Annotated in this window: 12 protein-coding genes; 11 read left to right on the forward strand and 1 reads right to left on the reverse strand. The window is 68.0% G+C overall.

All coding sequences use genetic code 11. The annotated features are described in order from the left end of the window. The first annotated feature begins 91 nt into the window (after positions 1-91). Entirely contained in the window at positions 92-1,441 is a 1,350-nt protein-coding gene (locus tag AC5Y4N_RS16080) for an HNH endonuclease signature motif containing protein (RefSeq protein WP_499911806.1), read from the forward strand. Positions 1,442-1,481: 40 nt separating this feature from the next. On the opposite strand, the gene AC5Y4N_RS16085 is transcribed toward AC5Y4N_RS16080, so the two are convergent. Further along, positions 1,482-2,681, reverse strand: a complete 1,200-nt coding sequence (locus AC5Y4N_RS16085; protein WP_499911808.1) for a serine hydrolase domain-containing protein — start codon at positions 2,679-2,681, stop codon at positions 1,482-1,484. 46 nt (positions 2,682-2,727) lie between these two features. On the opposite strand from AC5Y4N_RS16085, the gene AC5Y4N_RS16090 reads away from it, so the two are divergent. From AC5Y4N_RS16090 to gmk, 10 genes are all read left to right on the forward strand, one after another. Beyond that, entirely contained in the window at positions 2,728-2,889 is a 162-nt protein-coding gene (locus AC5Y4N_RS16090; protein ID WP_499911810.1) for a hypothetical protein, read from the forward strand. Between the two features lie 67 nt (positions 2,890-2,956). Next, entirely contained in the window at positions 2,957-3,520 is a 564-nt protein-coding gene (gene pyrR / locus AC5Y4N_RS16095; RefSeq protein ID WP_499911812.1) for a bifunctional pyr operon transcriptional regulator/uracil phosphoribosyltransferase PyrR, read from the forward strand. After that, positions 3,517-4,470, forward strand: coding sequence for an aspartate carbamoyltransferase catalytic subunit (locus tag AC5Y4N_RS16100; protein ID WP_499911814.1), 954 nt, complete (start codon positions 3,517-3,519; stop codon positions 4,468-4,470). The genes pyrR and AC5Y4N_RS16100 overlap by 4 nt, the downstream gene beginning before the upstream one ends. Continuing rightward, positions 4,467-5,759, forward strand: a complete 1,293-nt coding sequence (locus AC5Y4N_RS16105) for a dihydroorotase (protein WP_499911815.1) — start codon at positions 4,467-4,469, stop codon at positions 5,757-5,759. The genes AC5Y4N_RS16100 and AC5Y4N_RS16105 overlap by 4 nt, the downstream gene beginning before the upstream one ends. Next, positions 5,756-6,256 carry a PH-like domain-containing protein gene (locus tag AC5Y4N_RS16110; protein ID WP_499911817.1) on the forward strand — a complete coding sequence of 167 codons (501 nt, stop codon included), beginning with the start codon at positions 5,756-5,758 and terminating at the stop codon, positions 6,254-6,256. The genes AC5Y4N_RS16105 and AC5Y4N_RS16110 overlap by 4 nt, the downstream gene beginning before the upstream one ends. Next, positions 6,253-7,374: a glutamine-hydrolyzing carbamoyl-phosphate synthase small subunit gene (gene carA / locus AC5Y4N_RS16115; protein ID WP_499911820.1), complete on the forward strand. Its 1,122-nt coding sequence runs from the start codon at positions 6,253-6,255 to the stop codon at positions 7,372-7,374. Before AC5Y4N_RS16110 ends, carA begins: the two co-directional genes overlap by 4 nt. 96 nt (positions 7,375-7,470) lie before the next feature. Beyond that, positions 7,471-10,815: a carbamoyl-phosphate synthase large subunit gene (carB, locus tag AC5Y4N_RS16120; protein ID WP_499911823.1), complete on the forward strand. Its 3,345-nt coding sequence runs from the start codon at positions 7,471-7,473 to the stop codon at positions 10,813-10,815. Between the two features lies 1 nt (position 10,816). After that, entirely contained in the window at positions 10,817-11,635 is an 819-nt protein-coding gene (gene pyrF, locus AC5Y4N_RS16125) for an orotidine-5'-phosphate decarboxylase (protein ID WP_499911828.1), read from the forward strand. A 363-nt stretch (positions 11,636-11,998) separates the two neighbouring features. Beyond that, positions 11,999-12,316, forward strand: coding sequence for an integration host factor, actinobacterial type (gene mihF / locus AC5Y4N_RS16130; RefSeq protein ID WP_324936028.1), 318 nt, complete (start codon positions 11,999-12,001; stop codon positions 12,314-12,316). A 65-nt stretch (positions 12,317-12,381) separates the two neighbouring features. After that, a complete protein-coding gene (gene gmk / locus AC5Y4N_RS16135; protein WP_499911989.1) occupies positions 12,382-12,942 on the forward strand; it encodes a guanylate kinase in 561 nt (186 codons plus the stop codon). Positions 12,943-12,984: the final 42 nt, after the last annotated feature.

Raw genomic sequence — 12,984 nt, forward strand, 5'->3', positions numbered from 1 at the left:
CAGTTACCGTTCGCGAATCCCAGTAATCCACAGGCATTTTGGGCTGTGGACGAATGAACTGCTTGTCGGCGGTAGGCGATAGTATTCGCTCATGTGTTCGGGCAGCGTTTGGACCACGCTGGTACGCCTGGAGGCGGGAGCCGACGCGTTCGCAGCGCTGTCGTTCGATGCGTTGTCGGAGCTCGATTGCGTCGCGGTGGTGGAGCGGCTGACGACCATCGCCCGCAAGTGCGCGGCGTCCCAGTACGAGTTGGTGAATCAGCTCGTGGAGCGCGCCGTACCGTCCGACATCGGCGGCCCGCTTCCGCGTGTGCTGGCTGACCGGCTCAAGATCCGACCAACCGCTGCCCAGCAGATGATCGCCGAAGCCGGACAGGTGGGGCACCGCCGCTCGATCACCGGCGAGCGGCTGGACCCGCTCTTGCCCACTGTCGCAACCCAATTGCGCAGCGGGGAGATCGGTCACGAGCACGTGGCGGTCGTCCGGAAGTTCTTCCACCACTTGCCGGCCGGGTATCCGGCCGAGGCACGTGACCGTGATGAGGCGATGTTGGGCGCGATGGCCGCCGGCTTGCGACCGGATCAGTTGGAGAAGGCCGCCGAGCGGATGGCGGCGCTGATCAACCCCGACGGTCAGTTCTCGGATGCGGACCGGGCACGCAAGCGCGGATTCCGCTGGGGTCCACAGGGACCCGACGGGATGAGCAAGGGCACGCTCATCGCGGATCCGCAGCTGCGCGCGACGATGGATGCGGTGTTCGCGAAGCTGGGCGCGCCCGGCATGTGCAATCCGGAGGACCCGACGCCCACCGTGGACGGTGAACCACCCGACGACGCGGTGCGCCGTGATACCCGCACCCGAGCGCAGCGTGCCCACGATGCGCTGACCGCGATGGGCCGCGCAGTGTTGGCGTCCGGCACGCTGGGTCAGCACCGCGGGCTGCCCGCAACGATCATCGTCCGTACCACGTTGGAGCAGCTGGAATCCGGCGTGGGCAGAGCCGACACCGGCGGAGGCAGCTGGCTGCCCATGCGCGACGTCATCAAGATGGCCAGTGCCGCCTACCACTATCTCGCCGTGTTCGACAAGCACTCGAACCGGCCCCTGTATCTAGGTCGCACCCGTATCGCCAGCGCGGACCAGCGCATTGTGCTGCACGCCCGCGACGGCGGATGCACGGCGCCCGGTTGCGACAAGCCCGGCTATGAGTGTGAAGTCATGCACTTGACAGCATGGGCGCGCGGCGGCCTGACCGAACCCGACAATTTAGGCTTCGGCTGCCACACCGATCACAAGCTTGACGACGAAGGCTGGAGCGCCCGTCTCAACGAGAACGGCGTTGTCGAATGGCTGGCGCCTCCGCATCTGAATCGAAAACCCGGCATCAACAACTTCTTTCACCCCGAGCGCTATTTGCCTGAGGACGAGGACGACCCGTAGCCAGGGGCCGTCCGGCCGAAACGCTTGCGCCGCACCAGCTTCAGGTCAGCGCCTTGTACGTGCGCGACACGAACCGCGGCCGTGCGGCCATCAGCTTGACCTGTGACGCGTTGCCGCCCACCGCTGCTGCCGCATCCGCTGACAGCGTCGGATGGTTCTGCACCAGATAGATCAGGATCAACTCGAGCGTCGGGTCGGCCTGCCACCAGGTGCCGTACGCGCCCGGCCACCCGAACGTGCCGGCGCCGCCCGGCCCGAACAGCGGTCTCGCCTGCTGCGGGTCCGTCACCACCGACAGGCCCAGCCCGAACCCGCGGCCCACCCAGTACGGCGCACCCAGGAACGGCTGTCGGCGTTGCTCGTCGGTCAACCGGTTCGTGCGCATCAGCCGCACCGCTTCGGCGGACATCACCCGTGTCCCGTCCAGCTCGCCGCCGCCGAGCAGCATCCGGGCGAACGCGAGATAGTCGTCGGCGGTCGACCAAAGTCCCACACCACCCATACAGAAGGCCGGCGGCTCGATCGCCGGCGGCCCCATCACGTCGTGGCGCAGCCGGTCGTGCTCGTCGAGCTTGTACATCGTCGCCGCCCTCGACCGGCTCTCGGAGGTGACGAAGAACCCGGTGTCACGCATGCCCAACGGCTCGAAAATCCGCTCAGTGCAGACCTGTTGCAACGTCTTGCCCTCGATGCGCGACAGGATGATGCCCAGCACATCGGTCGCGTGGCTGTACGTCATCCGCTCGCCCGGCTGGTGCGCCAGCGGCAGCGCGGCCAATTCCGCCAGCCATGCGTCGGGATTGTGGATTCCCCGCAACCGCCGATAGGCGCGGGCCAGCGGCCCTGTCACCGAGAACTCGTAGGCCAGCCCGCTTCGGTGGGTCAGCAAGTCGTCCACGGTGATCGGCCGGCGCGCCGGGCCGGTGTTTTCCAGGGGGCCGGTGGGATCGTCGAGCACTCGCATCGAGGCGAACTCGGGCAGCCACCGGGTGATCGGGTCGTCGAGCGCCAGCTTGCCTTCGTCGACGAGGATCATCGCGGCCGCGCTGGTGATCGGCTTGGTCATCGACGCGATCCGGAAGATCGTGTCGCGCTGCATCGGCAGACCGGCTTCGACGTCGCGATAGCCCACTTCGTTGACTTGCAACACTTTTCCGCGTTGCCACACGAGTGTGACCGCGCCTGAGAGCAGTCCGGCGTCGACGACTTCGCGGAGCGGTTCTGCGTTGCGGTCCAGCACCCGCCCGAGCGTACCGGCGCGCTGTCAGCCGGCGGCAGGGGCCGACATGCAGCACGAACCGGTAGCCGGCGGGGCTCATTGCAAGGCGCTCGAGCAGCGCCTCGTCGAGTCGCAGCCGTCGGCCGCGCAGCGGGCTGTGCCGCCGAAGGACCACGCCGCGGACACTATGCGCGAGCTGATGTCGCTGGGGCGAAAAGCGCGGTGGTAGGCTCGCCGCAGTTTGACGTCCTTTAACGATCCGTCCAGCGAGGCGGAGAAGGAGGTCCAGGTCACACGTGGGCTCGGCTAGCGACAAAGCCACCGACCGGGAATTGATGTCCGCCGCGGACGTCGGCCGCACCATTTCGCGCATCGCCCATCAGATCATCGAAAAGACCGCATTGGACGGCCCGGACGCGCCGCGCGTCGTACTGCTCGGCATTCCTACGCGCGGGGTGATTCTCGCGTCGCGGCTGGCGGCGAAGATCAGTGAGTTCGCCGGCATCGCGGTTCCGCACGGGGCACTCGACATCACGCTCTATCGCGACGACTTGATGATGAAACCTCCACGGCCGCTTGAAGATACGTCGATTCCAGAAGGCGGTGTCGACGACGCCCTGGTGATTCTCGTCGACGACGTGCTGTATTCCGGGCGGTCGGTGCGGTCGGCTCTCGACGCGCTGCGTGACCTCGGCCGCCCGCGGGCGGTGCAGTTGGCGGTGCTGGTCGACCGGGGGCACCGCGAGCTGCCGCTGCGCGCCGACTACGTCGGCAAGAACGTCCCCACTTCGCGCAGCGAGAGCGTGCACGTGCTGTTGACCGAGCACGACGGCCGCGACGGGGTGGTGATCAGCAAGTGACCAGACATCTGTTGTCCGCGGCCGACCTGACCCGTGACGAGGCGACCGCGATCCTCGACGACGCCGACCACTTCGCGCAGGCGCTGATCGGCCGGGATGTGAAGAAGCTGCCGACGCTGCGCGGGCGGACCATCATCACGATGTTCTACGAGAACTCGACCCGCACCCGGGTGTCGTTCGAGGTGGCCGGCAAGTGGATGAGCGCCGACGTGATCAACGTCAGCGCCAGCGGGTCGTCGGTGGGCAAGGGCGAGTCGCTACGAGACACCGCGCTGACGCTGCGGGCGGCCGGCGCCGACGCGCTGATCATCCGGCATTCGGCGTCGGGGGCGGCCCGGCAGCTCGCCGAGTGGACAGCCACCGAGCACCACGGGCCGTCGGTGATCAACGCGGGCGACGGGACTCATGAGCACCCCACTCAGGCACTGCTCGACGCGCTGACCATCCGGCAGCGGCTCGGTGGTATCGAGGGCAAGCGCGTGGTGATCGTCGGCGACATCCTCCACAGCAGGGTCGCGCGGTCGAATGTGCTTCTCCTGCATACGCTTGGCGCCGAAGTGGTGCTCGTCGCGCCGCCGACGCTGCTGCCGGTCGGCGTCCATGGCTGGCCGGTGACCGTCTCCCACGACCTCGACGCCGAGCTGCCGGCGGCCGACGCAGTGCTGATGCTGCGCGTGCAGGCCGAGCGGATGACCGGCGGCTTCTTCCCCTCGTCGCGGGAGTACTCGGTGCTCTACGGGCTGTCGGAGCGGCGCCAAGCGATGCTGCCGGGTCACGCTGTCGTGCTGCACCCCGGCCCGATGCTGCGCGGCATGGAGATCTCGTTCTCGGTTGCCGACTCGACTCAATCGGCTGTGCTGCAACAAGTTTCGAACGGTGTGCACGTTCGGATGGCGGTGCTGTTCCACCTACTCGTCGGCGCTGAGCAGCAGCAGGCGGTGGGCGTATGAGCGTGCTGATTCGCGGCGTGCAGCCGTACGGGGAAGGCGATCCCGTGGACGTGCTCGTCGACGACGGTCAGATCATGGCGATCGGCCCGTCTCTGGACATCCCTACCGATGCCGACGTGATCGACGCGACCGGCCAGATTCTGCTGCCGGGCTTTGTCGACCTGCACACTCATCTGCGCGAGCCGGGCCGCGAGTACGCCGAGGACATCGAGACCGGCTCTGCGGCAGCGGCTTTGGGCGGTTACACGGCGGTGTTCGCGATGGCCAACACCAACCCGGTCGCCGACAGCCCCGTCGTCACCGACCACGTCTGGGCGCGCGGCCAGCAGGTGGGACTTGTCGACGTACATCCGGTCGGCGCGGTGACCGTCGGACTGGCCGGCGCGCAGCTCACGGAGATGGGCCTGATGGCCGCCGGAACGGCTCAGGTGCGGATGTTCTCCGACGACGGCGTCTGCGTGCACGACCCGCTGGTGATGCGCCGCGCCCTCGAGTATGCGACCGGCCTGGGCGTGCTGATCGCCCAGCATGCCGAAGAGCCGCGCCTGACGGCCGGCGCGGTGGCGCACGAAGGGCCGAATGCGGCGCTGCTCGGGCTGTCGGGATGGCCACGCGCCGCCGAGGAGTCGATCGTCGCGCGTGACGCATTGCTGGCCCGTGACGCCGGCGCCCGCGTGCACATCTGCCACGCTTCCACCGCAGGCACTGTCGAGATACTGAAATGGGCTAAGGCACAAGGCATTTCGATCACCGCGGAGGTAACCCCGCATCACCTGGCGTTGGACGACTCCCGGTTGGCGACGTACGACGGCCGCAACCGAGTCAACCCACCGCTGCGGGAGGCGTCCGACGCGCAAGCGCTGCGGCAGGCGCTGGCCGACGGAGTGATCGACTGCGTTGCCACCGACCACGCGCCGCACGCCGAGCACGAGAAGGTCTGCGAGTTCGCCCATGCGCGCCCCGGGATGCTCGGCCTGCAGACCGCGCTGTCGGTGGTCGTGCAGACGATGGTGCAGCCGGGGCTGCTGAGCTGGCGTGAGGTGGCTCGCGTGATGAGCGAGAACCCGGCGCGCATCGTCGGGTTGCCCGACCAGGGCCGCCCGATCGACGTCGGCGAGCCGGCCAACCTCACTGTCGTCGACCCGGACGCCACGTGGACGGTGCGCGGCGCCGACCTGGCCAGCCGGTCCGACAACACGCCGTACGAGTCGATGACCCTGCCCGCTGCCGTGACCGCAACGCTGTTGCGCGGCCGGGTGACTGCGCGCGACGGGAAGTGCCCCGCGTGAGCCACCAGTTGTCGACCATTCTGCTGCTGAGCGCCGCGGTCTTGGCAGTGGCCGCGTTCGTGGCGTTCTGGGTCAGGATGCGCAACTGGCTCCGACGGGCACAGGGCCAGCTGCCGGTCATGGGCGGCCTGCCGCCGTTGCCAGATACGGTCGGAGCGCCGCTCGGTCCTGAGTTGACCGGCGTGTACGTCGGAACCACGCTGATGCCGGGTCGCAGAGAGCGTGCGGGGGTCATGGGCGAACATGCCAAGGCGGTGCTGACCCGCTATCCCGAGGGCATCATGCTCAAGCGCAGCGGTGAGCGGCCTATCTGGATCCCCGACGAGTCGGTCGACGAGATTCGCACCCAGCGGCTGCATGGCAACGCCGCCGCGGCGGACGACATCCTGGCGATCCGGTGGCGGCTACCGTCGGGAGCGCAACTCGACACCGCGTTTCGCGGTGACGACCACAGGAACTATGCGGACTGGTTACGAGAACCCGGGAGAACGACGTGAGTAAAGCGGTCTTGGTGCTGGAAGACGGCCGTGTGTTCACCGGCACGTCGTTCGGCGCCGTCGGCCAGACGCTCGGCGAGGCCGTCTTCTCGACGGGCATGTCCGGGTACCAGGAGACGCTCACCGACCCGAGCTACCACCGTCAGATCGTCGTCGCCACCGCGCCGCAGATCGGCAACACCGGCTGGAACGACGAGGACGCCGAAAGCCGCGGCGACAAGATCTGGGTCGCCGGGTACGCGGTGCGCGACCCGTCGCCGCGGGCGTCGAACTGGCGTGCCACCCGCACCCTCGAAGAGGAGTTGGTGCGCCAGGGCATCGTCGGGATCGCCGGCATCGACACTCGGGCAGTGGTGCGCCATCTGCGCACCCGAGGGTCGATGAAGGCGGGCATCTTCTCGGGTGACGCGCTGGCCGACATCGATACTCTGCTGCAGCGCGTGCGCGAGCAGCCGGCGATGCTCGGCGCCGACCTCGCCGGCGAAGTCACCACTCCCAGCGGCTATGTCGTGGAACCTGAAGGGCCGCAACGTTTTACCGTGGTGGCGCTTGACCTCGGCATCAAGACCAACACTCCGCGCAACTTCGCCCGCCGGGGCATCCGCAGCCATGTGTTGCCGTCGTCGGCGACGTTCGAGCAGATCGCCGACATCAAACCTGACGGGGTATTCCTGTCCAACGGGCCCGGAGATCCCGCCACGGCTGACCACGTCGTCGCCGTCACTCAGCAGGTGATCGGCGCGGGAATCCCGTTGTTCGGCATCTGTTTCGGCAACCAGATCCTCGGCCGGGCGCTGGGGCGCTCCACGTACAAGATGACGTTCGGGCACCGCGGCATCAACGTCCCGGTGATCGACCACGCCACCGGACGCGTCGCGGTGACCGCGCAGAACCACGGCTTCGCGCTGGAGGGCGAGGCGGGGGAGCGGTTCGACACCCCGTTCGGCAAGGCCGAGATCAGCCACACCTGCGCCAACGACGGCGTCGTCGAAGGCATCAGACTCGTTGACCGGCGGGCATTCTCGGTGCAGTACCACCCGGAGGCCGCGGCCGGTCCGCACGACGCGAACTACCTGTTCGACCAATTCATCGACCTGATGGCAGGGGAGGCGCAGTGACGCTTCGTCGTCTCGCGAGCGTGCGTGTCTGTACGTCGACACGCCGGTCGTGGCGTACAACCGTGCACGCTCGCGGGGCGTGGGGGCGGGAGAGCTATGCCGCGGCGCACTGACCTCAACCACGTGCTGGTCATCGGCTCGGGGCCGATCGTCATCGGCCAAGCCGCCGAGTTCGACTACTCCGGCACACAGGCCTGCCGAGTGCTCAAGGCCGAGGGTCTGCAGGTGACCTTGATCAACTCGAACCCGGCGACGATCATGACCGACCCCGAGTTCGCCGACCACACGTACGTCGAACCCATCACCCCGACGTTCGTCGAGAAGGTGATCGCCCAACAGGCCAGGCGCGGCAACAAGATCGACGGACTGCTGGCCACGCTCGGCGGTCAGACCGCATTGAACACCGCGGTCGCGCTGTCGGAGAACGGCGTGCTGGAGAAGTACGGCGTCGAGCTGATCGGCGCGGACTTCGACGCCATCCAGCGTGGTGAAGACCGCCAACGGTTCAAGGACATCGTCGCCAAGGTCGGCGGCGAATCTGCCCGCAGCAGAGTCTGTTTCACGATGGACGAGGTCACTGAAACCGTCGAGGAACTGGGCCTGCCGGTGGTCGTGCGGCCGAGCTTCACCATGGGCGGCCTCGGATCCGGGCTGGCGCACAGCGTCGAGGAGGTGCGCCGGATGGCCGGCGACGGGCTCGCCGCGTCACCGAGCGCCAACGTGCTGATCGAAGAAAGCATCTACGGCTGGAAGGAATTCGAGCTGGAGCTGATGCGCGACGGCAACGACAACGTCGTCGTGGTCTGCTCGATCGAGAACGTCGACCCTATGGGCGTGCACACCGGCGACTCGGTGACCGTCGCCCCCGCGATGACCCTCACCGACCGCGAATACCAACGGATGCGCGACCTCGGCATCGCGATCCTGCGCGAAGTCGGCGTCGACACCGGCGGTTGCAACATCCAGTTCGCCGTCAATCCGCAGGACGGCCGGCTGATCGTGATCGAGATGAACCCCCGGGTCAGCCGGTCCAGCGCGTTGGCGTCCAAGGCCACTGGCTTCCCGATCGCCAAGATCGCCGCGAAGCTCGCCATCGGCTACACCCTCGACGAAATCCTCAACGACATCACCAGGGAAACCCCGGCCTGCTTCGAGCCCACGCTGGACTACGTGGTGGTCAAGGCGCCGCGGTTCGCGTTCGAGAAGTTCCCGGGTGCCGACCCGACGTTGACCACCACGATGAAGTCGGTGGGCGAAGCGATGTCGTTGGGGCGCAACTTCATCGAAGCGCTCGGCAAGGTGATGCGCTCGCTGGAGACGACGCGCGCAGGCTTCTGGACGGGACCGGATCCCGACGGCGGCGTCGACGGCGCACTCGAGCGGCTCAAGACGCCCAGCGAGGGCCGGCTCTACGACATCGAACTCGCGCTGCGGCTGGGCGCGCCGGTGGAGAAGGTGTCGGAGGTCTCCGGCGTCGACCCGTGGTTCGTCGAGCAGATCGCGGGCCTGGTCGAGCTGCGCGCCGAGCTGATCGACGCGCCCGTGCTCGACGCCGAGCTGCTGCGCCGGGCCAAGCACAGCGGTTTGTCGGACCGTCAGATCGCCGCGCTACGACCCGAATTGGCCGGCGAGGTCGGCGTTCGCGCATTGCGCCAGCGCCTCGGCATTCACCCGGTGTTCAAGACCGTCGACACCTGCGCCGCGGAGTTCGAGGCCAAGACCCCGTACCACTACAGCAGCTATGAACTCGACCCGGCCGCCGAAACCGAAGTCGCGCCGCAGACCGACAAGCCCAAGGTGCTGATCTTGGGGTCCGGGCCGAATCGGATCGGGCAGGGCATCGAATTCGACTACAGCTGTGTGCACGCGGCCACCACGTTGAGCCAGGCGGGTTTCGAGACCGTGATGGTCAACTGCAACCCGGAAACCGTCTCCACCGACTACGACACCGCCGACCGGCTCTACTTCGAGCCGCTGACGTTCGAAGACGTGCTCGAGGTGTTCTACGCCGAATCACTTTCCGGCGCAGGGGGTCCGGGCGTGACCGGCGTGATCGTCCAGCTGGGCGGCCAGACCCCGCTCGGCCTGGCTCAGCGCCTGGAGGACGCCGGCGTGCCGATCGTCGGCACCAGCCCGCGGGCGATCAATTCGGCCGAAGACCGCGGCGTGTTCGGCGAAGTGCTCAGCGACGCCGGGCTGCCCGCGCCGCGGTTCGGCACCGCGACGAGCTTCGAGCATGCCCGCAAGATCGCTGCGGAGATCGGCTATCCGGTGCTGGTGCGTCCCTCGTATGTGCTCGGTGGCCGCGGCATGGAGATCGTCTACGACGAAGAGACACTGCACGGCTACATCACGCGTGCCACCGAGCTCTCACCCGAGCACCCGGTGCTGGTGGACCGCTTCCTCGAGGACGCCATCGAGATCGACGTCGACGCGCTCTGCGACGGCACAGAGGTCTACATCGGCGGGATCATGGAACACATCGAGGAAGCCGGCATTCACTCCGGTGACTCGGCGTGCGCGCTGCCGCCGGTGACGTTGGGACGCAGCGACGTCGACAAGGTCCGCCACGCCACCGAAGCGATCGCGCACGGCATCGGCGTGGTCGGCCTGCTCAACGTCCAGTACGCGCTGAAAGACGACGTCCTCTACGTGCTGGAGGCCAATCCGCGCGCCAGCCGCACCGTGCCGTTCGTGTCCAAGGCCACCGCGGTTCCGCTGGCCAAGGCGTGCGCGCGAATCATGCTCGGCGCCAGTATCTCTGAGCTTCGCGACGAGGGGATGCTGCCGCGCACCGGCGATGGTGCGACCGTCGCCCCTTCCGCCCCGATCGCGGTCAAGGAAGCGGTGTTGCCTTTCCACCGGTTCCGCAAAGCCGACGGCGCCCAGATCGACTCGCTGTTGGGACCGGAGATGAAGTCGACCGGCGAGGTGATGGGCATCGACCGCGATTTCGGCAGCGCGTTCGCCAAGAGTCAGACCGCCGCGTACGGCTCGCTGCCGGCCGAGGGCACGGTCTTCGTGTCGGTGGCCAACCGCGACAAACGCTCGCTGGTGTTCCCTGTCAAGCGGCTCGCCGATCTGGGCTTCCGCGTGCTGGCGACCGAAGGAACCGCAGAGATGTTGCGCCGCAACGGAATTCCGTGCGACGAGGTGCGTAAGCATTTCGAGCCGCCCAGTGAAGGCCGACCCGCGTTGTCGGCGGTGGACGCCATCAAGGCCGGGGAGGTCGACATGGTGATCAACACTCCCTACGGCAACTACGGTCCACGCATCGACGGCTACGAGATCCGCTCGGCCGCAGTGGGGAAGAACATCCCATGCGTCACCACGGTGCAGGGAGCGTCGGCAGCCGTGCAGGGCATCGAAGCCCGGATCCGCGGCGACATCGACGTGGTGTCGCTGCAGGAACTGCACCAGACGCTGAGCAACGGCGGATAGCGTGGCGGGGTTCGGCGCCAGGTTGGCCGACGCCACTCGGCAGCGCGGGCCGCTGTGCCTGGGTATCGATCCGCATCCGGAGTTGCTCGACGCGTGGGGCCTGCCACGCAACTCGCAGGGGCTGGCGCGCTTCAGCGACGCCTGCGTGGCCGCGTTCGGGGACTTCGCCGTGGTCAAGCCGCAGGTGGCGTTCTTCGAGGCGTACGGGTCGGCCGGCTACGCCGCGCTGGAGCGCACCATCGCTGCCTTGCGTGGAGCCGGGGTGCTGGTGCTGGCTGACGCCAAGCGCGGCGACATCGGCTCGACAATGGCCGCCTACGCCACGGCCTGGGTCGGTGATTCGCCACTGGCCGCCGATGCCGTCACCGCATCGCCGTACCTCGGTTTCGGATCACTGTGCCCGCTGTTGGAGGCCGCCCAAGAGCGTGGGCGCGGAGTGTTCGTGCTTGCGGCGACGTCGAACCCTGAGGGTGCCGACGTGCAGACCGCCCAGACGAACGGCCGCACGGTGGCGCAGTCGATTGTCGACGCCGCCGCGGCGGCCAACCGCTCGGCGCTGCCCGAACCCGGGTCCGTCGGGGTGGTGGCCGGCGCAACCGCTGCCTTTCTGCCGGATCTGAGCGGGCTGGGCGGCCCTGTGCTGGTGCCCGGCATCGGGGCCCAGGGTGGCCGCGCGGAGCAGCTGCTGAACTTGGGCGGCGCGCAGCGGGACCAGCTGCTGCCGGCCGTGTCGCGTGAGGTGCTGCGCGCCGGGCCGGACGTCGGGGCACTGCGGGCGGCCGCGGACCGCATACGCGACGCGGTGGCTTACCTGCGCTAGTCCGTCGCGACACGCCCAGCCGCGCCACAAACTGGCAATTTCCTGCACTTTTGTGGCTGCAACAAGTATCAACGCCGTCGATCGCGGGGGCAGCGGCCGACCGGCCGTCGCTGTAGTACGACGAAAGCCGTCGTGACCTGCCCGTCCGAGCATCCGCTTGGGTTGCGGGCATGGCCGCCGCCGACCCCGGGCCCCGGCATGCGGAGATCTCACAATCAGCGCCAGCGACGCGACACGCTGGCATTTTGCGTCGAAAACCGGGGGGTGGGGTTCGCAATCGTCGGATGTCGTGGGTACGGTCGTCGTCGCTGGCTGGATAACTCCGGCGGCGAGGAATATCGATGGTGATGAGACGGAGGAATCGTGGCCCTTCCCCAGTTGACTGACGAGCAGCGCGCGGCGGCGTTGGAGAAGGCTGCTGCCGCTCGCCGGGCGCGGGCCGAGCTCAAAGATCGGCTCAAGCGAGGCGGCACCAACCTCAAGCAGGTGCTCAAAGATGCCGAGACCGACGAGGTCCTCGGCAAGATGAAGGTTTCGGCGCTGCTCGAGGCGCTGCCCAAGGTCGGCAAGGTCAAGGCGCAGGAAATCATGACCGAGCTGGAGATCGCACCCACCCGCCGGCTGCGCGGCCTGGGTGATCGCCAGCGCAAGGCCCTGCTGGAAAAGTTCAACTCGGCGTGACGTCCGGCGGGGGGCCGGGCACGCGCGACGACCCTCTCGGGCGAAAAGAACATCGCCCGGCGCGGGTGCTCGTGTTGTCCGGTCCCTCGGCCGTCGGCAAATCGACGGTCGTTCGCTGCCTCCGCGAGCAGGTGCCTGACCTGTACTTCAGCGTGTCGGCGACGACGCGGGCGCCGCGGCCGGGCGAGGTCGACGGCGTCGATTACCATTTCGTCAGCCCTGAGGAGTTCCAGCGCCTGATCGACGAGGGAGCGCTGCTCGAGTGGGCTGAGATCCACGGCGGCCTGCACCGGTCGGGGACGCCGGCCCAGCCGGTCCGTGACGCCGCCCGCGCCGGCCGGCCGGTGCTGATTGAGGTGGATCTGGCCGGTGCCCGGGCGATCAAACAGGCGATGCCCGACGCGTTCACGGTGTTCCTCGCGCCGCCGAGCTGGGAGGCTTTAGAGGCCCGGCTCACCGGCCGGGGCACCGAAACCCCCGAGGCGATGGCTCGCCGGCTGGCCACGGCCCGGGAGGAATTGGCAGCTCAAAGCGACTTCGACGCGGTGGTAGTCAACAGCGAATTGGAGTCGGCGTGCGCAGAATTGGTAGCCTTACTTGGGGTAACCGCGCCGGACACGGCGTGATCGACCTGCAGAACCTAGTTTTCTCACTTTCAGGAGACAGTC

It is taken from the genome of Mycobacterium sp. NGS19 (genome assembly GCF_059813155.1).